Raw genomic sequence first — 25,133 nt, forward strand, 5'->3', positions numbered from 1 at the left:
GACATGAAAACATTACTGCGCCTGTTGAAAAGTTTCTGGATTCTCCTTCCACTGCTGTGGCTGGCGAGCCTGTTGATCTGCTGGTTGGTCGCACCGTTGCTGCCGTGGCTGCGTCAGCACGTGCCCGAGGCATTGGCCATCATCAGCGCCTGCTTCCTGCTGGTGATCGTACTGCGCCAGTACCAACGCATCCGCGCCGAGCACAACCTTGAGAACCTGCTGCAGATCGAAGTCGACCGCTCGTGGAACGCCACCGGCGAATTCCGTGACCAGCAGGTGCTGCGCGAACGCCTCAAGCACGCCATCGCCATGCTGCGCACTGACCGCTCCGCTGGCGGTGGCGGCAAGGCGGCGCTGTCCGACCTGCCCTGGTACCTGGTGGTCGGCATGTCGGCTGCCGGCAAGACCTCGCTGCTGACCCACTCGGGCCTGTCGGCCAGCATCGCCACGGCCAATGACAGCGAAAGCGGTACCCAGCACTGTGACTGGTACTTCAGCCCTGACGCAGTGATGATCGACACGGCCGGCCGCTACTTGCGCGACGACCAGTCGGCCGGCGAATTCTCGGCTTTCCTGCGCATGCTGCGCAAACAACGCGGCAAGGCCGCGATCAACGGCCTGGTACTGGTCGTCAGCCTGCCCGAGCTGCTGGCTGCCAACAATGAAGAGCGCAATGCCCTGGCCGCCCAGCTGGTGGCGCGGGTCGATGAATACGCCGAATGCCTGGACGCCAACCCGCCGGTCTACCTGATGCTGAGCAAGACCGACCAATTGCCGGGCTTCAGCCAGGCCTTCGATGGCCTCGATCTGCACGATCGCCAGCAGCCGCTAGGCATGACCTTCGGCCTGTCGGAGATCCGCAACAACGGCCTGCATGCCGTGCTGCAGGCGCGCCTGAAAAGCCTGCAGGGGCATATCCGCCAGCACGTCGACGCGCAGATGATCGCGCTCGGCGCCGCCGCCGACAGCACCTTGCTGAACTTCCCGCAGTACTTCGCCGCCCTCGGCGCAGTGCTTGAACAATTCCTTGAACACTTTACCCGTGGCCACCGCGGCGGCGCTCCGCTGCTGCTACGCGGCCTGTACTTCACCAGCGCACTGCAGACTGGCCAGCATCTGGGGCAGGTATACGAAGACGCCATCGCCGACGAGTTCGGCCTGAAGGCCGCCTATGATGACGTTGCGCAGAACGACGGCAAGGCCGTGGGCAGCCGCAGCTACTTCATCACCGACACCTTCCGCCGGGTGATCTTCCCCGACCGCGACCTGACCCTGTACCAGTCGCGCCTGGGCCGCCAGGCCAGCTTCAGTCCGCTGCTGCTAAGCCTGGCAGCTGCCACCGGCGTACTGTTCATCGGCTGGCAAATGCTGTCGTTCGCCAACAACCGCCAATGGCTGGAAAGCCTGCGCGGGCAACTGACGCAGATCGAGCAGGCAGAAGACCGCGAGCAGCTGCTGGCCGCCGGCAAGGGGCTGGAAGTGCTGCGCGGGCAGATGGCCACTGTCGAAGCCCATCGCCAGCAAGGTGTGCCGCTGCAACTGAGTGCCGGCCTGTACCATGGCGAGGCAATCCACCAGGTAAGCCGCACCGCTTACCTGGCACAACTGCGCAGCCAGGCGCTGGAGCCTATCGCCCGCAGCTTGCAAGTGCAGATGCGCGCGTTCAATACCTTTGCCAGCGGCATTAACCAGCAGCTGGAATTCACCCCGGCGGCGCAGCCGAAAAAGCGCAATGGCAAACCCTTGGCCCCGGCTGTCGCGGCCCGGGCCCAGGCGGCGCTGGGCAATACTCGTGGCGGCGCCTATGCCGCCAAAGTCAACCTGGCTACCGCCAGCGACGCCGCCGAGCTGTCTGCCACCACCGGCGGCCTGTCGTTGTCCGAGGAAATGCTCGGGCGCCTCGACGAACAGCAGGTGGCATCGATCATCGATGCCTACAACACCCTTAAGCTGTACCTGCTGCTGACCGAGCCCCAGGCCCACCCGGACGCGGCGTTCATCACTGCCAGCCTGCCCCAGGCCTGGGCCAGTGCAACCGGTGAAGGCAGCCCTGCCGATGTCGGCGTGATCGAAGAAAACGCCCCCCTGTACGTGCAGTTGCTGGAACAGGGCCAGGCACCGTCGTTGCCGCGCAATGAACAGCTGATCAGCGAAACCCGCGAAAACCTCAAGGCGTTCATGATCTCCAGCTCGCTGGTCGATCGCGAATACCTGCGCTTGCAGCTCGAATCGAGCCGCCAGTTCCCTGCGTTAAGCCTCAACGACCTGGTGCCCCAACCAGGCCGCGCGCTGCTCTACGGCTCCGCTGGCGTGCCAGCGATCTACACCCGGCAGGGCTGGGAAACCTTCGTCAAGCCTGAGCTGATCAAGCTGGTGTCGGGCAACCTGCACAACGACTCGGACTGGGTACTGGACGGCGAAGGCGGCGATGCCATCGTGCAGAAGGCCAACTTCGTGCGCGAGTTCATGACCCGCTACAAACGGGACTACACACAGGCCTGGTACAAGATGGTCGGCAGCGTCGGCGTACGCCACTTTGCCGACCTGGCCGCGGCCACCCAACAACTGGGCCTGCTCAGCGACGTGCAGAACTCGCCGGTAAAGAACCTGCTGGCAGCGGTCAACGACAATACCCAGTGGGACCTGCCAGTCAAACACCCGCTTCCGTCCCCGGGGGCGGCTCGCGAAGACGGCTTCTGGAGCAAGGTTACCGGGCTGTTCGACAGCAAGGACGCCCTGCCCGCCAACGTCGGCCCGGCCCTGCCCGCGGTCGATGACGGCAGCCTGGCCAAGCGCTTCGAGCCTGTGGCGCGGGTGTTCGCCGAGAACAATGCCGAAGGTGCCGACAGCACCATCATGGACCGTTACCTGGCCGCGCTGCGCAAGCTCAAGGTGCGCATGAACAACATCCAGCGCTCGCAGGACGTTGGCAAGAGCAGCAAGCAGCTGATCAGCGAGACCCTGGAAGGCCAGCCGAGCGAAGTCACCACCGTGCGCAACTATGTGGAAAGCAGCGTCGAGACCAGCCAGGACGGCCTGTCACGCTCGCTACAGGGGCTGTTCAGCTTGCCGATCCAGTATGCCTGGGCAACGCTGCGCGACCCGGCCGGCCAGCAGATCGCCAAGGCATGGGCGCAGCAGATCGCGAAGCCTTGGGAACAGGTCATGGCGCACCGCTACCCGATCGCCGGCAGCAGCCGCAACGAAGCATCGGTAAAAGACCTGCAGCGCTTCGTCGACCCCGACAGCGGCCTGCTGCCGGCCTTCAAACGCAACGAGATCGGTAACCTGGCAGGCGGTGAGGGGCTGGGTGCCGGCGATGGCAAGGGGCCGGCGCTGGTCAACCCGCGCATGCTCAGCAGTATCGACAGGGCCAGCTCCGTAGGCCAGGTAATCGCTAGCCTGTCGGACCGCGACAACGGTTTCGAGATCATGCTCGAGCCCTCGGCTACCTTCACCGACATCGTGTTCACCCTCGATGGCCAGGAGCAGCACTACCGCAACGGCCGCAGCAGCTGGAGCCGTTTTGCCTGGCCGGGTACCAGTAACGCGCCGGGTGCTCGCCTGGACGTGGTCACCCTGAGCGGCGCAAGGGTCACCGTATTCGACTTCCCCGGGCGTTGGGGCTTGCTGCGCATGAACGAAAGCGCCCGGGTCGAAGACCTCGATGGCATCCAGCAGCGTTTCAGCTGGAACACTGCCAACGGCCGTGTGAGCCTGGTCGTGCGCAACTTCGGTGGGGTCAAGCTGACCGACCTGAGTGACGTCAAGGCCCTCAGCGCTCTCAATGACCGAGGCGCGCAATGATTGGTTGCTTCGGCAAGCTGCCGTCGAGCGCGGACTTCGTCAGCCTGCATGGCGCGGCCGAGGAAGTCTGCGAGTTCGACGCCTGGCTGCAGTCTTCGCTGGCGGCGATGCGCCACCGCGAAGACTGGCAGGCGTTGTTCGACGCGTTGCCGATGTGCTTCTTCAACTACCGGGCGCGCAATGGCAACTGGCTGCTGGGTGGCCTGCTCAGCTCGCGCGACGCCAGTCAGCGCCGCTACCCGTTCTTCATCTTCCAGTTGCTCAGGGGCGAGGAAGGGGCGAGCTTGGTCAACCCGTTCACCCTCGCCGAGCTGTTCAGCGCCCAGATCAAGCCCTTGTTGCACCAGGCCGTGCAAGGTGCCGACCGCGCCAGCCTGTTCGAACGGGTCAAGGCGCTGCGACCGCTGCAGGTTCAGGACCTGGACCTGTTCCGCCGGGTGCACGCCAAGTTCCTCCATGATTTCAGCTTCGCTGACATCAGCCGGGCCCTGCAGGGTTCCTGGCCGAGCTTCGACAGTGCTTCAGCGCTGTCCGCGCTGCATAGCTTCTGGCCGGCGCTGCACGGCGACTTCGAGGGCGGTATCGAATTGCCGCTGCCGGCCGAACGGGGCCTGAAAAACCCCACGGCCGACCTTTGGCTCACCTGGCTGACGCGCATGAGCGGGCACCCGAGCGTGCCCGCGGTGAGCCTGCTGGCCGACGACTTCATGCATCCACGGCTTTATTGCTTCCCATCGCGCCATGCCAGCAGCGCCTATCGCCTGCTCTGTGCCTGCGCCGAAACGCAACAGCACCTGCAACTGCTCGGCACGCCGCCTGCGGCACCGCGCACACATGACGACGACCGACCTCTTGAACACGTCATCGACCAGTTCGTCGATGCGCTGGATGCGATGCCTGTATGAACAAGATCAAGTACTACTGCCTGCGCTATCAACCTTACCTGCTGGGGGTGGCGTTCTTCCTGGCGATCTTCCTGGTCTGGGCCATAGGCCGCGCCCTGGGCTTCGCTTCGCTGCACGGCTTGCTGGCAGGCATCGGCGTGTTCTTGCTGCTGTCGGCAGGCTACGTACTGCTGCTGTACCGCGGTGCCGGTCAGCACCACAACCTCGAGGGCCTGCTGCGCGACGACGCCGACCAAGCGGTGCTGAACGCTACCCCGGCCGACCGTGAAGAAATCAGCTTGCTGCGCGAACGCCTGCTGCAGAGCATCGAGCGCCTGCACAGCAACAAGCCGCGCGGCACCCCAGCCAAGGATGCGCTATACGCCCTGCCCTGGTACCTGGTGATCGGCCAGCCGGCGGCTGGCAAAAGCACCATGATCCTGCAATCGGGCCTGAACTTCCCCTATCCCGAGCGCGAAGGCGCGCGGGTGTCGGGCCTGGGCGGCACGCGCAACTGCGACTGGTTCTTCAGCTCCGAAGCGGTACTGCTGGACACCGCGGGGCGCTACATGAATAGCCCCGAAGAGGCCGGCAAGTGGCGCGGCTTCCTGCAACTGCTGCGCCAGCACCGTCAGCGCCGACCACTCAACGGCCTGATCGTCAGCGTCAGCATCGCCGACATCCTGCACAACTCAGCCGAAGACCGTGGGCGGGTGGCCAAGCGCCTGCGCGAACGTATCCAGGAAAGCTGCGCGCTGCTGGAGGTGCGCCTGCCGATCTACCTGGTGTTCACCAAATGCGACCTGATCCCCGGTTTTACCCCGTTCTATCGCCAGCTGGACGATGCTGCACGCGGTGAAGTGATGGGCAAGACCTTCTCGCACAAAGGTTACCAGCAGGCCGACTGGGGCCAGCGCTTCGGCAAGGCAATGGACGAGCTGACCGGCTACTGGCAGCGGGTGGCCAGCCAGCAGCTGGTGCAGCAGGACATCCAGGTAACCCGGCAAAACAACGCCAGCTACCGCTTTCCACTGGAGCTGGCGGCGCTCAAACCGCGCCTGCAGCAGTTTGTCGACAGCCTGCTGCGTGCCAACCCCTACCAGAATGCCGAGATGCTCCGCGGCTTCTATTTCACCGCCGCGCTGGAGGCTGACGAGGCCCAGTGGGGTAGCCATGGCCAACATGTCGCCGAACGCTTCGCCCTGGAACACGCTGAGGCGGCGGCAGCCCATGCCTGCCAGCCAGCGCCGTTGTTCATCAACAGCCTGTTCCGCAAAGTGATCATTCCTGACCAGCACCTGGTGGCGCTGTACACCAGCAACCGCCGTGAACGCCGGCGCAAGGCAGCCTGGGTAGGCGCTGCCAGCCTGAGCGGGTTGGTGCTGTGCAGCCTGTGGGGCTGGTCATACCTGAACAACCACGCCAGCCTGGCCGGCATCTCCAGCGAACTGGCCCAGGCCAAGGCCGAAGACAAAGCTGCCAGCGGCCAGTACGCCGCCTGGCGCAGCCTTGACCGACTGCGGTTCTGGGCCGCCCACTACTACGGGCAGCACCATGAACACGGCGTGCCGCTTGGCATGCGCCTGGGCCTGTACCAAGGCCATCAAATAGAACCGGTGCTGCGCACCCGCTACTTCGCGACCCTGCAGGACGTGATGCTCAAGCCCACGGCGGACAACCTGACCCGCACCCTGTACCTGCTTACTACCCTCAAGGTCTACCAGCGCAACACCCGTGAGCTGCAGCCCGTACGCGGTATCGACAGCGTCGAGGCGGAAGCCTTGCCGCATGACAACCGCGCGCAGTCGATTGCCGATTTCGGCAAGGCGGCGCTGGACACCTACGTGATGCTTTCGCCGGCCCAACGCGAAAAGGCCGACCCGGCGGTGCTCAAGGCGCGCCTGCCGGACTATTGGTACCCGGCCATTGCCCGCCATACAGGCAAAAGCATGGCGGCGTCCGCCAGCGAGGCCGGCGGCAATCAGGACTACGTGTACGCCAGCCGCCAGATTACGTTCTACAGCGACCAGATCCATGAGCCAGATGTACCACGCATTCTCGACAACGCCTTCCTGATCTCCAGCTCGCGCAATTACATCGACAGCTTGCGCGCCCAGTCGCTGCGTTCGATCGAGACCATCACGCTGGAATCCGACACCCTCTTCGCCTTTGGCCGCGCAGACTTCCAGAGCCTTAAAAACGAGGGCCAGAGCCAGCTAAGCGCAATCGCCAGCAAACTGCTCAACACGCCGAATATCGGCAAGATCGTCATTTCAGGCCACGCCGACCAGCTCGGTGACAGCCAGGGCAATTTGCAGGTTTCGAAGCAACGCGCACAGACCATCCGCACCTATCTTGTCGGTAAGGGCGTCCCCGCCGAGTTGGTGGTTGCACAAGGCGAGGGTAGCCGCAAGCCGCTGGTCAACTGCGACATGCAGCAGCCGCGGGCGCAACTGATCAAGTGCCTGGAGCCAAACCGCCGGGTAGAAATCGAAGTGCGTGGGCTCAACTGAACCACGCCGCAATAACCGGTCGCCCGTGCCTCACAGGAGGAGGCACGGGCGACGGAAAGCTACCTCTGCCGGCGTGCCCGGCGAGGTCAAAACCAAGGGGCGCATGAGCAACCCTTTACTTGATGTTAATGGAGAGTTTCACAATGGCATTTGACGCGTATATCCAAATCGACGGCATCCCAGGCGAAGTACTGGACGACAAGCACAAGGACTGGATCGAAGTGCTGGGCTACGAGTACGGCGCCACCCAGGCCACTTCGGCAACTGCCAGCTCCTCGGGCGGTGCGTCCTCCGAGCGTGTTGCCCTGAGCGACTTCAAGATCCGCAAGGCTGTCGACAAAGCTTCGGCCAAGCTGTTCGAACACTGCTGCACCGGCAAGCACATTGCCAAACTGAAGCTGAACGTGAACCGCGCCGGTGGCGACAAGGTCACCTACCTGACCATCGACATGGAAGAAGTCGTGGTGTCGTCGGTCAAATTCGTCGCCGGTGGCAACCAGGGTGGCGAAGACAAGGCTGTCAGCGACCTGCCGATCGAAGAAATCAGCTTCAACTTCGCCCGTATCAAGACCACCTACACCCAGCAGAACCGCACCGACGGCCAGGCTGGCGGCAACATTGTCGGTGGCTGGGATCGTACCGCGAACAAAGTCTTCGCCTAAGCAGCGCTTGCCCATGGGCCGCACAGGCGGCCCGTGTTCTGCAGCGTGCCGGGTAACCCGGCACGCTGCCTTCCTGTCCTGATCAGAGTGTTATATGCCTGAAATCCTCAACGACCTTTCGCTGGCCGAGCTGGCCGCACCGATCAACGGTGGTAGCGGCGAAGACTTGAGCTTCTCTGCCTTGTTCGACCAGATCAAGGAAGCACGCCGGGCAGACCCTGACTACCTGACCCAGGGCGACTGGCAGACCGACCTGAAAACCGCTGACTGGGAGCAGGTCATCCACCTTTCGGCACAAGGGCTGGCACAGCAGAGCAAAGACCTGATGCTGGTCGCCTGGCTCAGCGAAGGCCTGGCCCAGCGCGAACATTTCGAAGGCATCAGCTTTGGCCTCGCGCTGACCGAACGCGTCCTCGATAGCTTCTGGGACAGCGCCTATCCGTCGCTTGATGACGGCCTGGACGAACGTGCCGCACGGCTGTCCTGGCTCAAGACCACACTCACCGACATTGCCGGTGGCTTGCCCATTACCCAAGGGCAGAATTTCGGCGTGCTGCGCTATGACGAATCACGCCACGTAGAAAACCTCGCCTTGCAAAACCCCAAGGCCATGCAGACCGCGCTGAACGAAGGCAAGATCAACGCCGAAATTTTCCAGCGCTCGGTGGCCCTGAGCGACACCGGGCACCTGCGCACCAAGGCCATGCAGATCGCAACCAGCCTGCAAGCCTGCAACCGCCTGCAAGCCTGTATCGACCGCCTGTTCGGTCATGAGGCGCCCAGCTTTGCTGGCCTCGCCGACATGCTGTTACGTGCCAGCCAACTGGCCGAAAAGCTGCTCAAGGACCGCGGCGTCGAACTGCACCCTGCCGTATTGCCCGACGTTGAGACAGCTGCCGCCCCTGCCCCTTCCAACGAAACAGGTGCCTCGATGAACACGCCTGTCCAAAGCAGCACACCTGCACCCATGCGGACCACACCACTGACGCGTGACGAGGCCTTCACGATGCTCGCGGGCATTGCCCAGTTCTTCAAGCAGAGCGAACCGCAAAGCCCGGTGCCGTACCTGATCGAACGCGCCATCAAGTGGGGCAACATGCCACTCGAGGGGTGGTTGAGCGATGTGATCAAGGACAGCAACGTGGTCGACAACATCCGCGATGTGCTGGGAACTCGCGAGCCAAGGTCCTGACCTTGTAGCAGGCTTGCGGGCCTCTTCGCGGGAAAACCCGCTCCTACAGGTACCGCAAAGCGTCAGACGTTATGCGTATGTGGGAGCGCGTTTACCCGCGAAGAGGCCGGCACAGCCAGCACAAATACTGCTACCTTGAGCGTTCTCATCGCCAAGGACCCCCTCATGCCGCACACCCCCACCGGCTTCATCCGCGTGCGTGGCGCCCGCGAGCACAACCTCAAGAACATCGACGTCGACATCCCCCGTGACGCCCTGGTGGTATTCACTGGCGTGTCAGGTTCGGGCAAATCCTCGCTGGCCTTTTCCACCCTCTATGCCGAAGCCCAACGCCGCTACTTCGAATCGGTAGCGCCCTATGCCCGGCGCCTGATCGACCAGGTCGGTGTGCCGGACGTGGATGCCATCGAGGGCCTGCCGCCGGCGGTGGCGCTGCAGCAACAACGTGGCACGCCGAGCGCGCGGTCTTCGGTGGGCAGCGTGACCACGTTGTCCAGCTCGATCCGCATGCTCTATTCGCGAGCCGGCCACTACCCTGCCGGGCAAGCGATGCTGTACGCCGAGGACTTTTCGCCGAACACGCCCCAGGGGGCCTGCCCGGAATGCCACGGCATGGGTCGGGTCTATGAAGTGACGGAAGCGACCATGGTCCCCGACCCATCGCTGACCATCCGCGAGCGCGCGGTGGCGGCGTGGCCGATGGCCTGGCAAGGGCAGAACCAGCGAGACATCCTGGTCACGCTGGGCTATGACGTCGATGTACCCTGGCGCGACCTGCCCCAGGTACAGCGCGACTGGATCCTGTTCACCGAAGAAATGCCCACCGCGCCGGTGTATGCCGGGCTGACCCCGGCGCAAACCCGCGAAGCACTCAAGCGCAAGCAGGAACCCAGCTACCAGGGCACATTCATGGGCGCCCGGCGTTACGTGCTGCATACGTTCATGCACTCGCAGAGCGCGCAGATGCGCAAGCGCGTTGCCCAGTACATGCTCCCCAGCCCCTGCCCGCTGTGCCAGGGCAAGCGCCTGAAGCGCGAGGCGCTGAACGTGACCTTTGCCGGCCTGGACATTGCCGAACTGTCGCAGCTGTCGTTGCAGGCGCTGGCCGAGGTGTTCCGCAATGTGGCAAAAGCGGATTACCTTTCGCAACCGCAGGACGACCTGACCCTTGAAAAGCGCCTGGCGGCGCAACGCATTGCCAACGAACTGCTGGAGCGCATCGATACGTTGCTCGACCTCGGCCTCGGTTACCTGGCCCTGGAACGCAGCACCCCGACTTTGTCTTCCGGCGAATTGCAACGCCTGCGCCTGGCCACCCAGCTCAATTCGCAGCTGTTCGGCGTCATCTACGTGCTCGACGAACCCTCGGCCGGCTTGCACCCGGCCGACAGCGAAGCGCTCTTCGAAGCCCTGCAGCGCCTGAAGCACGCGGGCAACTCGGTGTACGTGGTGGAGCACGACCTGGACACCATGCGCCGCGCCGACTGGCTGGTGGATGTCGGGCCGGCGGCCGGTGAGCATGGCGGCACCATCCTTTACAGTGGGCCGCCGGCTGGCCTGGCCGATGTCGAGCAATCCTCTACCCGCACCTATCTGTTCAGCGCACCCGCCCAGGCGACGAGGGCGCCACGCCAGCCCCGAGACTGGCTGCAGCTTGAGGGCGTCAGCCGCAACAACCTCGATAACCTCAGCGCTGCCTTCCCGCTGGGCTGCTTCACTGCGGTCACCGGTATTTCCGGCTCGGGCAAGTCGAGCCTGGTCAGCCAGGCCCTGCTGGAGCTGGTGGGGGCGCACCTGGGCCATGCCGAGCAACGTAGCGAACCCGAAGAGCAGAGCCTCGAAGACCAGCCGGAACAGGCCAGCAGCGGCCATGTCAGCTCGGGCCTTGGCAGCATCAAACGCCTGGTGCAGGTTGACCAGAAGCCGATCGGCCGTACGCCGCGCTCCAACCTGGCCACCTACACAGGGCTGTTCGACCACGTGCGCAAGCTGTTTGCCGCCACCGAACAGGCCAAGGCGCAAGGCTTCGATGCCGGGCGTTTCTCGTTCAACGTGGCCAAGGGCCGCTGCGCCAACTGCGAAGGCGAAGGTTTCGTCAGCGTCGAGTTGCTGTTCATGCCCAGTGTCTACGCGCCCTGCCCGACCTGCCATGGCGCCCGCTACAACCCCGAAACCCTGGCGGTGAGCTGGCAGGGCATGAACATCGCACAAGTGCTGCAGTTGACCGTCGACCAGGCCCTGGCAGTCTTTGCCGAACAGCCCCCGGCGCGCCGTTGCCTGCAAGTACTGCAGGATATCGGCCTGGGTTACCTGCGCCTGGGCCAGCCGGCCACCGAACTGTCCGGTGGCGAGGCGCAGCGCATCAAGCTGGCCACCGAACTGCAGCGCATGGCCCGTGGGGCCACGCTGTATGTGCTGGATGAGCCTACCAACGGCCTGCACCCGCAGGACATCGACCGGCTGCTGGTGCAATTGAACCGCCTGGTCGAGGGTGGGCACAGCGTGGTGGTGGTCGAGCATGACATGCGCGTGGTGGCGCAGAGCGACTGGGTGATCGACATCGGGCCTGGGGCTGGGGATGCCGGGGGCAAGGTGGTGGTCAGTGGTACGCCGCAGGTGGTGGCGGGGTGCAAGGAAAGTCGCACGGCGGAGTTTTTGGCCAAGGCTTTGTAGCGCTTGTGCCGGCCTCATCGCGGGTGAACCCGCTCCTACAGCGGGTTTACCCGCGATGAGGTCGGCACAGGCTGTAGACTGTTTTCTTTGCCGCCAACGCTAAAGTAAAGTCTGCCCATGGACAAATACGCCCCCCGCCAGTGGCTCCCCCACGAAAAGCCCAGCCTGCCGGGCTCCCCTTCCACGCCCCTGCATTCGCCAGGCAAACGCCTGGCCTACGGCGTGGTCGGCCTGCTGGTGGCAATCACCGGCGGCCTGGGCAATGCACTGGTCACCGCCAACCTGGTATTTCTGCAGGGCGCACTGGGCGCGACCACGGCGGAAATGGCCTGGTTGCCGGCCGCGTATGTGATGACCAACGTGTCGATCAACCTGCTGCTGGTGAAGTTCCGCCAGCAGTACGGCCTGCGGGCCTTCACCGAGGTGTTCCTGGTGCTGTACGCCCTGGTCACCTTCGCCCACTTGCTGGTCAACGACCTCAACTCGGCCATTGCCGTGCGCGCAGCCCACGGCATGGTCGGCGCGGCGCTCAGCTCGCTGGGGCTGTACTACATGATCCAGGCCTTCCCGGCGCAATGGCGGTTGAAGGCCATGGTGCTTGGCCTGGGTGCCTCGCAGCTGGCATTGCCGCTGGCGCGGATCTTTTCCGAAGACTTGCTGCAGATCGCCGAATGGCGCGGGCTGTACCTGTTCGAGCTCGGCCTGGCGCTGGCGGCGCTAGGGTCTGTGCTGATGCTCAAGCTACCGCCCGGCGACCGTTTCAAGACCTTCGAACCACTGGACTTCCTGACCTTCACGCTGATGGCCAGCGGTACTGCCCTGCTCTGCGCCGTGTTGTCGCTGGGGCGCATCGACTGGTGGCTGGAGGCGCCGTGGATCGGCATGGCACTGGCGGCCTCGATCGCACTGATCTTCAGCGGCCTGGCGATCGAACACAACCGCCGCAACCCATTGCTGATGACCCATTGGCTGGGCAGCGGCGCCATCATTCGCCTGGCCTTGTGCGTGGTATTGATCCGTATGGTCACCTCGGAACAGTCCACCGGCGCAGTCGGTTTTCTGCAAGCGCTGAACATGGGCAGCGAGCAGATGCGCACGCTCTACGCGATCATGCTGCTGGGCGCGGTGGCGGGTTTGGCCAGCAGCGCGCTCACCATCAACCCCAACCATCTGGTGATTCCGCTGTTCGTCTCATTGCTGGCCATGGCCGCCGGTGCGTTCATGGACAGCAGCTCCAGCAACCTCACGCGCCCGGCACAGATGTACTTCAGCCAGTTTCTGCTGGCCTTTGGCAGCACCTTCTTCCTTGGCCCATCAATGGCCCTGGGCATCAGCCATGTGCGCGCCAACCCGCGCAACCTGGTGAGCTTTTCGGTGCTGTTCGGCATCTGCAACAACCTCGGCGGCCTGATTGGCGCCGCGCTGCTGGGCACCTTCCAGACCTGGCGGGAGAAGTTTCACTCCAGCCACCTGATGGACCGCCTCAGCTACCTGGAGCCACTGGTCAATGCCCGCGTGCAAAGCGGCGGCGCCGGTTATGGCGGTATCATCGCCGACCCGGCCCTGCGCAGCGAAGCCGGCATGCGCCTGCTGGCCAGCGCGGCCACCCGCGAAGCGAATGTCATGGCCTACAACGATGTGTTCGTGCTGATCGGCAGCATCGCTATCCTGACCATGATCTGGATCTGCATCCGTAGCACCTGGCTCTGGTACGCGAAACGCCAGGCCACCTCCACCGACTCCACCCCCGGCGCGCCCACCCGATGACCGACGACACCCGTACCACGACCACCACCGCCATCGCCGAAACCCCGGAAGGCGCCACGCCACCCAGCGAACCGGGCAGCCCGGTTCGCACGCGGCGGGTGCGCATCTTGTCCTCGATAAGCTTCGCTGCCGTGGCCCTGGCCGGCATCCTGCTGGTGCTGTATGCCTGGCGCCTGCCACCGTTCAGCAGTGCCATCGAGAGCACCGAAAACGCCCTGGTCCGTGGCCAGGTAACCATCATCGGCCCGCAACTCAGTGGTTACATCGTCGATGTGCCGGTGCACGACTTCCAGTTCGTCAAGGCGGGCGACCTGCTGGTGCAACTGGACGACCGCATTTACAAGCAGCGCCTGGCCCAGGCCATTGCCCAACTGCAGCAGCAACAGGCAGCCCTGGCCAACAACCTGCAGCAGCGCAACAGTGCCGAAGCCACCATTGCCCAGCGCCAGGCAGCCATTGGCGATGCCCAGGCGCAGGCAGCCAAGGCCAAAGCCGACCTCGGCCGCAATCAGGCGCTGGTCGACGATGGCTCGGTATCACGCCGCGAACTGGACCTGGCCCGCGCCAGCAACGCGGCCGCCATCGCCAACCTGGCCCAGGCCAGGGCAGCACTGGAAATCGCCCGTCAGGACCGTGAGACCGTGGTGGTCAACCGGGCCGCACTGAAGGCGTCGGTGGAAAACGCCAAGGCAGCCGTCGAGCTGGCCCGTATCGACCTCGATAACACCCGCGTCACCGCCCCACGCGATGGCCAGCTTGGGCAGATCGGCACGCGCCTGGGCGCTTATGTCAATTCCGGCGCGCAGTTGATGGCACTGGTACCCGACACACTGTGGGTGATCGCCAACATGAAGGAAACGCAAATGGCCCAAGTGCGCATCGGCCAACCCGTGAGCTTTACCGTGGATGCGCTGAACCACCTGAAGCTACAGGGCCATGTACAACAGATTTCGCCGGCCACCGGCTCGGAATTTGCCTTGTTGCAGGCAGACAACGCCACCGGCAACTTCGTCAAGATTGCCCAGCGGATACCGGTGCGCATCACCGTGGATGCCGACCAGCCGCAAGCCAGGCAACTGCGGCCAGGGATGTCGGTGGTGGTCAGTATCGATACCCGTAGTCAGCATTGAGGGTGTTGCTGCTGGCCCCTTCGCGGCGGTTCGACGCCTCGATAAACCCGCTCCTACACAGGTTCGCTATCGTTGTAGGAGCGGGTTTATCGAGGCGTCGAACCGCCGCGAAGAGGCCGGTACAGGCTTACATCCACCAGGCCAGCACCACCGGCAACCAGGCAAACGACAGGTAGTTGATTGCAGCCCCAAGATGTCTGCCCAAGACACCTGCATGTCGCCCCCAGACTGCGGCGTCTCGTCGCACACCCAAGCCCCTTGGGCAAATCCTTGCAACCCCGTAGAATCGCGCTTCCTTTTCGCCCGTCGCCTTGAACGGTGGCAACCGGCAGCAATGACAGAGTCCGTGCCTGAACACATGAACGCACATGTGAAATAGGCTCAACCCTCCCCGCCCGGCCCATTTCCCAAAGGGCCCAGCGGTTGAGTCTTGCCCAGGTCGCATCCGTATGACCACTCGCCCCTTGTCGGGTCGAGCCGGTGTGCGCGTCCGAGAAGGCGCTCATTCCGCTCATCCAACTAGAGGTACGTATGTCTCCGCGTTTGCTGGCCATGGCGCTGGCGCCCCTGCTCGGGCTGTTCATCATCGCCCTGGGCAACGGCTTCATGTCTTCCCTGACCACCCTGCGCCTGGGCGCTGCCGGTGAGTCTGCCACCACCATTGGTGTCGTCTCGTCAACCTATTTCATCGGCCTGACCCTGGGTGCCATCTTTAACGACCGGCTGATCCTGCGCATCGGCCACATCCGCGCCTACACCAGCTTCGCCTCGCTGATCGCCGTGACCATCCTGTTGCAGGGGCTGTTCTACGACGTGACCTGGTGGTCGGTGCTGCGCCTGATCAACGGCTGGGCCGCGGTGGGCGTGTTCCTGGTGATCGAAAGCTGGCTGCTGCTGGCCGGTGACGCAAAAATCCGCGGCCGCCTGCTGGCGCTGTACATGATCGCCTTCTATGGCGCCGGGGTCATTGCCCAGGCCGGTCTCGGCGAAATCACCCAGTTGGGCGAAACGGCACCGTTCATGCTGGCCGGCGTGCTGGCCGCGCTGTCGGTGCTGCCCATCGTGATCCTGCCACGGGTGTCGCCGCTGCTGGACCAGGTCGAACCCCTCAAACCCCGCCAACTGCTGGGGGTGGCACCTTCGGGCCTGGTTGGCTGCTTCGGCTCGGGCGTGGCAATTGCCGGCATCTATGCCCTGCTGCCGTTGTACTTGCAGCGCATTGGCCTGGCGGTAGGCGAAGTCGGCAACATGATGGCCTGGGTTATCCTCGGCGCCATGCTGCTGCAATACCCGGTCGGGCGCTGGTCCGACCGCAAGGACCGCCAGGATGTACTGATTGCCCTGGCTGCGCTGTGCGTGGTGCTGTCGCTGGTTACCGTGTTTCTGCCGTCGGACTCGTTCCTGCTGCCGGCCATGCTGTTCCTGCTCGGAGGTGGCGTGTTCACCCTGTACCCGGTAGCGGTCAGCCATGCGGCCGACCGGGCGCCGTCCGATGCGCTGGTGCCGATGATCCAGGGCCTGCTGTTGATCAACTCGCTGGGTTCGGCCATGGCGCCGCTGGCCATTTCGCCGATGATGACCGAATTTGGCGAGGCAGGGCTGTTCTGGGCGTTTGCCGTGGTCAACCTGGCCATGGTGTGCTTCTTCATGTGGCGCCGTGGCAAGCGCCCGGCGGCAGAGCACCCGGCACCGTTCGCCGCTTCGACCACCTTCTCGCCAACCGGTGCCGAGTTGCGCGTGACTGAAGACCTGATGCATGCGGCGCAGGAGCATCCGCCGCTGGAACCGGTGGAAAGCCCGGCGCCGGCGCAAGCGCAGCGCCCCGAATAACTGCTCAGCCTGGCCGGTTAACGCCGGCCCCCTGTAGGAGCGGCCTTGTGTCGCGATAGGGCTGCGAAGCAGTCCCAGGATTTCAGCAAAAATGCACAAATTGCTGGGGCTGCTTCGCAGCCCTATCGCGACACAAGGCCGCTCCTACAGAGTGCGCGAAGGTCGGCGAGATGTGCTGGTTCAATGACCACTCGTCGCCCGGAAGGCACCCCATCCTCACCGCCCAGCCAAACGAATGACAGATCATCCGCCAAGGAGACTTCCCATGATCCGCATTCGCCCTCTTTCGCTGTCCTTCGCGCTGGCACTGGCCATGCTGAGCGGCACCAGCTTCGCGGCCACCGAAAGCACCAACACCGACAGCCACCCGCAAACTGACCAAACCGGCGGCAAGACACCCGGCGAAGGCAGCAGCGTCAATACACCTGGCGGTGCCCGGGACAATGACAGCAGCAATACCGGCACCGACTCCACCCATGACGGTGCCGCCGGTGGTTCCAACAGCACTGGCGAGGCCACCGGCTCCGGTGCCGGCGCCAGCGGGGGCAGCGCCGAGGACCAGGACAGCCACTGACGCAGGCTTGGTCTAGACTGAGCCCAACGCTCTGCCAAGGTCCCCCACATGCACTTTAAATGCTGGCTGTTCGCAGCCCTGTTGCCGTGCACCGCCCTGGCCGCCGGCAGCAACCAGGGCGCGCTGTCGATCAGTTCGTCATCATTCACCGACGGCGGCACTATCGCGTTGCAGCAGGTTGGCCTGGATCCGGCCTGCGGCGCAGGCGAAGAGCGCACCCCGCAGCTGAGCTGGAAAAACCTGCCCGAGGGTACCCGGTCGCTGGCCCTGATCATGTTCGATCCGGACGGTGGCAAGGGCATTGGCGTGGTGCACTGGCTCGCCTATAACATCGACCCCGAGCAGGATGGGCTCCAAGAAGGCATGGCCGGGCTGAGCGGGCAATATGTCACCGTCGGCCGCAACTCCCGCGGTACCCTCAGTTACCGCGGCCCTTGCCCACCCGCCGGTGATAACCCGCACCATTACGCGTTGACCCTGGTCGCCACCGACCTGCCGCTGGGCACCCTGCCCGAAGGCCTGGACCGCAACGGGCTGCTGGAACTGCTGCAGGGCCATGCATTGGGTGCACAGAGCCTGATCGGGCGCTATGGGCATTGAACCAACCAGTACATAAATAAATGATCAACGTCATAGTATTTATCCATTGAATGGCCCGGGCGAAGTGAAGTAAGCTCGGGCTCATTCACTGGAGAGCAACATGCCAACACACACCCGCAACCACGCCAACCACACCGGTCGCAGCCTGCGCCCAGTGCTGGCCGTTGCCGGCTGCGTGGCACCTGCCAGCTATTACTTTGGGTATTGGTTTAGCCACTAGGCGCCGATACCCACACGGCGCCCACCTTCGAGGGGCCGCCGAACATGAGAATACTCAAACCCCCGGTCGGCTTCCCGACCGGGGGTTTTGCTTTTCAGGCCTTGAACAACACCGATTCACATTGAGGACAGATTCATGAACTACGCCACTTATTACTGCGCAAACACCTATGCCTGGCGATTTAGCCAATCCCGTTCGGGCCAGCCTGCCGCCTCCGATCGGTCCTGCACAGGTGGCAATGCAGTAGCCAATACGAATTCAACGATCTGTCGAACACCTCGATAGGGCCGACCGCGCGGGCCAGAACCCGCCGTCCGCCCAGGGAATAACGCCATGCAAGCTTCCAGCCTCGCCCTGCCCCTGACCCAGCCGCAAGCGGCCAACACCACCGTCAGCAAGCGCCTGCCCAGCCCGCACCTGCTCAAACAGCAAATGCCGCTGTCCAGCGAACTGGCCCAGCAAGTCCAGGCCCACCGCCAGGCCATCCGCAACATCCTCGAAGGCCGTGATCCGCGCTTGCTGGTCATCGTTGGCCCGTGCTCGATCCACGACCCTCGCTCGGCCCTGGAATACGCCGACCGCCTGGCCGCCCTCAGCCGCGAAGTCGACGACAAGCTACTGCTGGTGATGCGCGCCTACGTCGAAAAACCGCGTACCACCGTGGGCTGGAAAGGCCTGGCCTACGACCCGCATCTGGATGGCAGCGACGACATGCACTCGGGTATTGCCTTGTCCCGCGGGCTGATGCTGAGCATGATCGAACGCGGCCTGCCAGTTGCCACCGAATTGCTGCAACCGATGGCCGCCGGCTACTTCGACGACCTGCTGGCCTGGGCTGCCATTGGCGCACGCACCACCGAATCGCAGGTCCACCGGGAAATGGTCAGCGGCCTGGAGCTGCCAGTCGGTTTCAAGAACGGCACCGACGGCGGCATTGCCATCGCCAGCGACGCCATGCGCAGCGCCGCCCACCCGCACCGCCACTTCGGCATGGATGCGCAGGGCCACCCGGCAATCATCGAGACCCTGGGCAACCCGGACACTCACCTGGTGCTGCGCGGCGGCCACAAAGGCCCGAACTACGATGCCGATAGCATCGCCATGGCCCGCCAGGCACTGGCCAAGGTCGGCTTGCAGGCACGGATCATGGTGGATTGCAGCCACGCCAACAGTGGCAAGGACCCGGCGCGTCAGCCTGCGGTCTTCAACGACGTGCTGGAGCAGCGCCTGGCCGGCGACCGCTCACTGGTTGGCGTGATGATCGAGGGGCACCTGTTCGACGGTTGCCAGGCGCTGGGCAAGGGCGTACTGAAATACGGCGTGTCGATCACCGATGGCTGCCTGGGCTGGGCCTCGACCGAAGCGCTGTTGCGCGAGGCGGCACAAAAACTCTAGGCCCATGGCTGCAAGCCTGGCGAGACATACCCCGGACAAGTGCGCTAGGCTTGCGTTTTTACCCCAAGGAGCAGTACCCATGGCCCGTGCAACCGCCCGCCACATCCTCGTTGCCAGCGAAGACAAGTGCAACGAACTGAAAGCCCAGATCGAAGCAGGCGCCGACTTCGCAGAAATCGCCAAAGCCAACTCCACCTGCCCGTCCAGCCGCCAAGGCGGTGACCTGGGCTCGTTCGGCCCAGGCCAGATGGTCAAGGAATTCGACACCGTGGTGTTCAGCGCCCCGGTCAACACCGTGCAAGGCCCGGTGAAAACCCAGTTCGGTTACCACCTGCTGGAAGTGACCAGCCGCCAGGACTAAGTAGCCAGTAGCTGCTCATGTCCCCTGTAGGAGCGGGTTTACCCGCGAATGCGTCCGTTCACGCAACGTCGTTGCCTGATCTGGCGCATTCGCGGGTAAAACCGCTCCTACAGGTCCTGTGTTACCTGTTCCTGCTTTGTTTTGCCTTCAATAGCCCGGCTGCCCCCACCCACGCCCTCACTGTCTACGGCGAAGCCCCTCGCTACACCACCACTTTCCAGCACTTCGACTACGTCAACCCCGACGCCCCCAAAGGCGGCATCCTGCGCCGCTCGGCCATGGAAATCGGCCAGTTCGACCATATCCTGCCCTATATCGACAAAGGCATCGGCGTCAGTGAAGTCGATGGCCTGCTGTACGCGCCGCTTGCCGTGCGCTCATTCGACGAACCCTATACCGTCTACGGCCTGATCGCCCGGCGCATGGAGCGTGGGCCGGACGACGCCTGGCTGCGCTTCGACATCGACCCGCGCGCTACGTTCGCCGATGGCAAACCGGTACGCGCCGAGGACGTGCGCTTTACCTACGAACTGCTGATGAGCAAGGGCAGCCTCAAGTACCGCACCCAGTTCGCTGATGTTACCGGGGTGACCGTGGAAGGCCCGCACAGCGTGCGCTTCGACTTCAAACCCGGCCACGGCCGCACCTTGGCGCTGGACCTGGCCAGCCTGCCGGTACTGCCCGAGCACGACTGGCAGCGGCGCGATTTTGCCAACGGTGCCGGCTTCGATAAACCAGTCGGCAGCGGGCCTTACCGCATCGGCCAAATCGACAACGGTCGCAGCATCACCTTCGACCGCGACCCCAACTGGTGGGCGCGTGACCTGCCAGCCAGCCGTGGGCGCTACAATTTTGCCAAGCTGCGCATCGAGTACTTCGGCGACACCGAAGTGGCGCGCCAGATCCTCAAGGGCGGTGGCTACGACTATAACCGCGAGTTTTCCGCCACCGCCTATACCCTGGGCTACAACGGTGCGCAACTGGACGACGGCCGCCTGCAACGCGCCCACCTGGGCCCGGCCAAGCCGCAAGTGGCCCAGGGGTTCGTGTTCAACCTCGACCAGCCACGGTTCAAGGACCGCCGCGTGCGCCAGGCGCTGGGCATGCTGTGGGACTTCGAGTGGAGCAACCGGCAGATGATGCGCAATCTGTACATTCGCCAGCAAAGCCTGTTCTCCAACACCCCGTTGGCCGCCCGCCAGCTGCCGGATGCCGGTGAGCTGAAGCTGCTCGAACCGCTGCGCGGCAAAGTACCGGACGAAGTCTTCACCACCGTGTTCACGGCCCCGGTCACCGATGGCTCGGGCATCATTCGCAAGCAGCAGTTGCAGGCCCTGGCCCTGCTCGAGCAAGCCGGCTGGCACCCCGAGGGTGACCGCCTGGTGAACAGCGAAGGCACACCGCTGGCGTTCACCTTCCTCAATGGCCAGGCAGGCCTGGAGCGCCTGCTGCTACCGTGGAAGCGCAACCTGGCGCAGATCGGCGTGACCCTTAACATCCGCAACGTCGACTCGGCCCAGTACGTCAACCGGCTGATGGCCCGCGATTACGACATGATCGTCACCGGCTACCCGGTCACGTTGTCGCCCGGTGCCGAACTGTACAACTACTTTGGCGCGGCAGCCGCCCATGACCCTGGTTCGAACAACCTGATGGTGCTGCAGGACCCGGCCGTGGACCGCCTGATCGATGGCCTGGTTCGCGCCAGCAGCCAAGCCGACATGCTGCACCACGCCCATGCCCTGGACCGGGTACTGCAATGGAACTACTACTGGATCCCCAACTACTACCCGCCGGGCAGCTCTACCGTGTGGTGGAACCGCTTTGGCCTGCCCAAGGTCCCGGCCACCTATGACGAAGGCCTGGACACCTGGTGGGAAGTCAGCCCGACTGCACTGACCAATGAGCAAATGGCCGAACGACGGAAGCCAGCCCCATGACCAGCTACGTGCTGCGCCGCCTGCTGCTGATCATCCCGACCCTGTTGGCGATCCTGCTGGTCAACTTCGTCATCGTCCAGGCCGCGCCGGGTGGCCCGGTGGAACAGGCCGTGGCGCGCCTGCAGGGCATTGGTGGTGGCGCACCCGGCGCACGGGCCGAGGTGGTCCACGGTGAGTCGCGTGCCACCCGTGGCCTGGACCCGAAACTGATCGAAGAAATAAAACGCCAGTACGGTTTTGACAAAACCGCCCCGCAGCGGCTGTGGCTGATGCTCAGCCAGTACGCCCGGCTGGACTTCGGCAACAGCTTCTTCCGTGGCGCCAAGGTGACCGACCTGATCCTCGACAAATTGCCGGTGACGCTGTCGCTGGGTTTCTGGGCAACCCTGATCACCTACCTGGTGTCGATCCCGCTGGGCATCCGCAAGGCCGTGCGCCACGGCAGCCGCTTCGATGCCTGGAGCAGCGCGCTGATCGTGATCGGTTACGCCTTGCCCTCGTTCCTGTTCGCCCTGCTGCTGATCGTGCTGTTCGCCGGTGGCACGTCGCTGAACTGGTTCCCGGTGCGCGGCCTGGTTTCGGACAACTTCGACGAGCTGAGCCTGCTGGGCAAGGTTGCCGACTACTTCTGGCACCTGGTGCTGCCGGTCGGGGCGTTGGTGATTGGCGGCTTCGCCACCCTCACCTTACTGACCAAGAATGCCTTCCTCGACGAGATCTCCCGCCAGTACGTGGTCACCGCCCGGGCCAAGGGCCTCAGCGAGCGACGGGTGCTGTACGGCCATGTACTGCGCAATGCCATGCTGCTGGTCGTAGCCGGCCTGCCGCAGGCGCTGATCACAGTGTTCTTTGCCGGCTCGTTGCTGATCGAGGTGATCTTCTCGCTCGATGGCCTGGGCCGCATGAGCTACGAGGCCGCCGTGTCGCGGGATTACCCGGTGGTGTTCGGCACGCTGTTCATCTTTACCTTGGCGGGCCTGCTGATCCGCCTGATCGGTGACCTGTCGTACACCCTGCTTGACCCGCGCATCGACTTCGACACGAGGGCGCACTGATGCTGTCGCCGGTATCGCGTCGCCGCCTGCACCGTTTTCGCCGCAACCGCCTTGGCTGGGTTTCGCTGTGGCTGTTTGCCGGCCTGCTGTTGCTGAGCCTGGGCGCCGAGCTGGTGGCCAACGACAAGCCCTTGCTGCTGGGTTACAAAGGCGAGTTGTACGTGCCGGCGCTCAAGCGCTACACCGAGCAGGAATTTGGCGGCCAACTGCCGTTCCAGCCCGACTACCGCAGCGCTTATGTGCGCCAATTGATCGAAAACCAGGGCGGCTGGATGCTGTTCGCGCCCATCCCGTTCAGCGCCGATACCCCCAACTATGACCTGCAAGTGCCTACGCCCAGCCCGCCGAGCGCAAGCAACTGGCTGGGCACCGATGACCAGGGCCGCGACGTGCTGGCGCGGGTGTTGTACGGCACGCGGGTATCATTGCTGTTCGCCTTCGCCCTCACCGTGGTCAGTGTGCTCATCGGCGTCGTCGCGGGTGCCCTGCAGGGCTACCACGGCGGCTGGGTCGACCTGCTCGGCCAACGCTTGCTGGAGGTGTGGTCGGGGCTGCCGGTGTTGTACCTGCTGATCATCCTCAGCGGTTTTGTCGAACCGGACTTCTGGTGGCTGCTGGGGATCATGGCGCTGTTTTCCTGGCTGACCCTGGTCGACGTGGTGCGCGCCGAGTTCCTGCGTGGGCGTAACCTGGAATATGTGAAAGCCGCCCGGGCGCTGGGCTTGCCAGACAGCCAGGTGATGCTGCGGCATATCCTGCCCAATGCCATGAATGCCACCCTGACCTATGTGCCGTTCATGCTGACCGGGGCAATTACCACGCTTACGGCGCTGGATTTCCTGGGTTTCGGCATGCCGGCCGGCAGCGCCTCGCTGGGTGAATTGGTGACCCAGGGCAAGCAGCACCTGGAGGCGCCGTGGCTGGGCTTTACCGCGTTTTTTGCACTGGCGGTGATCCTGTCGTTGCTGGTGTTTATCGGGGATGCCTTGCGCGAGGCGTTTGACCCCAGAGGCTAGGTTAAGTGAATCCTTAGGAGCATTACATGACCCTCAACGGTAAGACTGCACTCGTCACCGGCTCCACCAGCGGCATCGGCCTGGGCATTGCCCAGGTACTGGCCCGCGCGGGCGCTAACATCGTGCTCAACGGCTTTGGCGACCCCGCACCAGCGCTGGTCGAGATTGCCCGGCACGGGGTGAAGGTAGTCCATCACCCGGCCGACCTGTCGGACGTAGCCCAGATCGAAGCGCTGTTCGCCCTGGCTGATCGCGAGTTCGATGGCGTCGACATTCTGGTCAACAACGCCGGTATCCAGCATGTGGCGCCGGTCGAGCAGTTCCCGGTCGAGAGCTGGGACAAGATCATCGCCCTCAACCTGTCGGCGGTGTTCCATGGCACGCGCTTGGCGCTGCCGGGCATGCGTGCGCGCAACTGGGGGCGGATCATCAACATCGCTTCGGTGCATGGCCTGGTCGGCTCTACCGGCAAGGCGGCCTATGTGGCAGCCAAGCATGGCGTGGTCGGCCTGACCAAGGTGGTTGGCCTGGAAACGGCCACCAGCCAAGTCACCTGCAATGCCATCTGCCCGGGCTGGGTGCTGACCCCGCTGGTGCAGAAACAGATCGACGATCGTGCGGCCAACGGTGGCGACCCGCTGCAAGCGCAGCACGATCTGCTGGCAGAGAAACAACCCTCGCTGGCCTTCGTTACCCCCGAGCACCTCGGTGAGCTGGTACTATTCCTGTGTAGCGAGGCCGGTAGCCAGGTTCGTGGCGCCGCCTGGAACGTTGATGGTGGATGGTTGGCCCAGTGACGGGCGGCCTGGGCCTGGTGGTGGTCTCGCATTCGTTTATCTGCAAGGAGGCCTTATGCGCCCTACCCCGATGACCGCGATTCTGGCCCTGACCCTGGCTGCCGCTGCGCAGGCATCAGCTGCCAGCCTGAAGGACGTCGCGCCCTACCCCGAGGCCGAAAAAGGCTTCACCCGGCAGGTTATTCACCTGCCGGCCCAGGCTGACGAATCGGCCTATCAACTGGAAATACTCGCCGGCAAGACCCTGCAAGTGGACTGCAACCGCCAACGCCTGGGCGGCAAACTCGAGGAACGTACCTTGGAAGGCTGGGGTTATAACTACTACCGCCTGGACAAGGTCAGCGGCCCGGCGAGCACCCTGATGGCCTGCCCGGACGGCAAGAAGACCAAGGCCTTCGTGCCGGTGGTGGGTGAAGGCTTCATGCTGCGTTACAACAGCAAGCTGCCTGTGGTGGTGTATGTGCCCAAGGATGTCGAGGTGCGCTACCGCGTGTGGTCGGCATCGCAGGACGTGCAAAAGGCTAAAGTAGAGTAACGTGCGCCCCCCTGCTGCCTGAAGCTTGGCGCGGTCCCTGTAGGAGCGGCCTTGCGTCGCGATGGGCCGTGCAGCGGCCCCGGCAATCTCGGCTGCGAAGCTGAAAATTTGGGGCCGCTTTGCGGCCCATCGCGACGCAAGGCCGCTCCTACAGGGACCGCACCATCGCCTTGAGCCAATGA

18 protein-coding genes are annotated in these 25,133 nt (G+C 64.1%); all 18 read left to right on the forward strand.

What is annotated here, in order from left to right; translation table 11 throughout:
• The first annotated feature begins 3 nt into the window (after positions 1 to 3).
• A complete protein-coding gene (locus tag ACIP02_RS10155) occupies positions 4 to 3,807 on the forward strand; it encodes a type VI secretion protein IcmF/TssM N-terminal domain-containing protein (RefSeq protein ID WP_400615817.1) in 3,804 nt (1,267 codons plus the stop codon).
• Positions 3,804 to 4,712, forward strand: coding sequence for a type VI secretion system-associated protein TagF (gene tagF, locus ACIP02_RS10160; RefSeq protein WP_400615820.1), 909 nt, complete (start codon positions 3,804 to 3,806; stop codon positions 4,710 to 4,712). The genes ACIP02_RS10155 and tagF overlap by 4 nt, the downstream gene beginning before the upstream one ends.
• Positions 4,709 to 7,204 carry a type VI secretion system membrane subunit TssM gene (tssM, locus tag ACIP02_RS10165; RefSeq protein WP_400615823.1) on the forward strand — a complete coding sequence of 832 codons (2,496 nt, stop codon included), beginning with the start codon at positions 4,709 to 4,711 and terminating at the stop codon, positions 7,202 to 7,204. Before tagF ends, tssM begins: the two co-directional genes overlap by 4 nt.
• 143 nt (positions 7,205 to 7,347) lie before the next feature.
• Positions 7,348 to 7,866, forward strand: coding sequence for a type VI secretion system tube protein Hcp (locus ACIP02_RS10170; protein ID WP_016499518.1), 519 nt, complete (start codon positions 7,348 to 7,350; stop codon positions 7,864 to 7,866).
• Positions 7,867 to 7,960: 94 nt separating this feature from the next.
• On the forward strand, positions 7,961 to 9,058 hold the full coding sequence (gene tssA / locus ACIP02_RS10175; protein ID WP_400615826.1) for a type VI secretion system protein TssA: 1,098 nt from the start codon (positions 7,961 to 7,963) through the stop codon (positions 9,056 to 9,058).
• 165 nt (positions 9,059 to 9,223) lie between these two features.
• Positions 9,224 to 11,731: an excinuclease ABC subunit A gene (locus tag ACIP02_RS10180; protein WP_400615828.1), complete on the forward strand. Its 2,508-nt coding sequence runs from the start codon at positions 9,224 to 9,226 to the stop codon at positions 11,729 to 11,731.
• Positions 11,732 to 11,848: 117 nt separating this feature from the next.
• Positions 11,849 to 13,498 carry an MFS transporter gene (locus ACIP02_RS10185; RefSeq protein ID WP_400615830.1) on the forward strand — a complete coding sequence of 550 codons (1,650 nt, stop codon included), beginning with the start codon at positions 11,849 to 11,851 and terminating at the stop codon, positions 13,496 to 13,498.
• Complete coding sequence (locus ACIP02_RS10190) at positions 13,495 to 14,628, forward strand: HlyD family secretion protein (protein WP_400615832.1); 1,134 nt, start codon at positions 13,495 to 13,497, stop codon at positions 14,626 to 14,628. The genes ACIP02_RS10185 and ACIP02_RS10190 overlap by 4 nt, the downstream gene beginning before the upstream one ends.
• 531 nt (positions 14,629 to 15,159) lie before the next feature.
• Positions 15,160 to 16,458, forward strand: a complete 1,299-nt coding sequence (locus tag ACIP02_RS10195; RefSeq protein ID WP_400615834.1) for an MFS transporter — start codon at positions 15,160 to 15,162, stop codon at positions 16,456 to 16,458.
• A gap of 265 nt (positions 16,459 to 16,723) precedes the next feature.
• The gene (locus ACIP02_RS10200) at positions 16,724 to 17,032 is read left to right on the forward strand and encodes a hypothetical protein (RefSeq protein ID WP_400615836.1); all 309 of its coding nucleotides are present in this window, start codon (positions 16,724 to 16,726) and stop codon (positions 17,030 to 17,032) included.
• 48 nt (positions 17,033 to 17,080) lie between these two features.
• Positions 17,081 to 17,632, forward strand: a complete 552-nt coding sequence (locus ACIP02_RS10205; protein WP_400615839.1) for a YbhB/YbcL family Raf kinase inhibitor-like protein — start codon at positions 17,081 to 17,083, stop codon at positions 17,630 to 17,632.
• 553 nt (positions 17,633 to 18,185) lie between these two features.
• Positions 18,186 to 19,247 carry a 3-deoxy-7-phosphoheptulonate synthase gene (locus ACIP02_RS10210; RefSeq protein ID WP_400615841.1) on the forward strand — a complete coding sequence of 354 codons (1,062 nt, stop codon included), beginning with the start codon at positions 18,186 to 18,188 and terminating at the stop codon, positions 19,245 to 19,247.
• Between the two features lie 79 nt (positions 19,248 to 19,326).
• Positions 19,327 to 19,608 carry a peptidylprolyl isomerase gene (locus tag ACIP02_RS10215; protein ID WP_009686645.1) on the forward strand — a complete coding sequence of 94 codons (282 nt, stop codon included), beginning with the start codon at positions 19,327 to 19,329 and terminating at the stop codon, positions 19,606 to 19,608.
• Between the two features lie 11 nt (positions 19,609 to 19,619).
• Complete coding sequence (locus tag ACIP02_RS10220; RefSeq protein WP_400616429.1) at positions 19,620 to 21,548, forward strand: extracellular solute-binding protein; 1,929 nt, start codon at positions 19,620 to 19,622, stop codon at positions 21,546 to 21,548.
• Positions 21,545 to 22,603, forward strand: a complete 1,059-nt coding sequence (locus ACIP02_RS10225; protein WP_400615844.1) for a microcin C ABC transporter permease YejB — start codon at positions 21,545 to 21,547, stop codon at positions 22,601 to 22,603. The genes ACIP02_RS10220 and ACIP02_RS10225 overlap by 4 nt, the downstream gene beginning before the upstream one ends.
• Entirely contained in the window at positions 22,603 to 23,619 is a 1,017-nt protein-coding gene (locus tag ACIP02_RS10230; RefSeq protein WP_400615847.1) for an ABC transporter permease, read from the forward strand. Before ACIP02_RS10225 ends, ACIP02_RS10230 begins: the two co-directional genes overlap by 1 nt.
• A 26-nt stretch (positions 23,620 to 23,645) precedes the next feature.
• Positions 23,646 to 24,416: a 3-hydroxybutyrate dehydrogenase gene (gene hbdH / locus ACIP02_RS10235; RefSeq protein ID WP_400615849.1), complete on the forward strand. Its 771-nt coding sequence runs from the start codon at positions 23,646 to 23,648 to the stop codon at positions 24,414 to 24,416.
• Positions 24,417 to 24,471: 55 nt separating this feature from the next.
• Positions 24,472 to 24,951 (forward strand): serine protease inhibitor ecotin, encoded by a 480-nt coding sequence (eco, locus tag ACIP02_RS10240; RefSeq protein ID WP_201207465.1) that lies wholly within the window; start codon positions 24,472 to 24,474, stop codon positions 24,949 to 24,951.
• Positions 24,952 to 25,133: the final 182 nt, after the last annotated feature.

Source organism: Pseudomonas sp. NPDC089408 (assembly GCF_044749445.1).
Lineage (GTDB): Bacteria > Pseudomonadota > Gammaproteobacteria > Pseudomonadales > Pseudomonadaceae > Aquipseudomonas.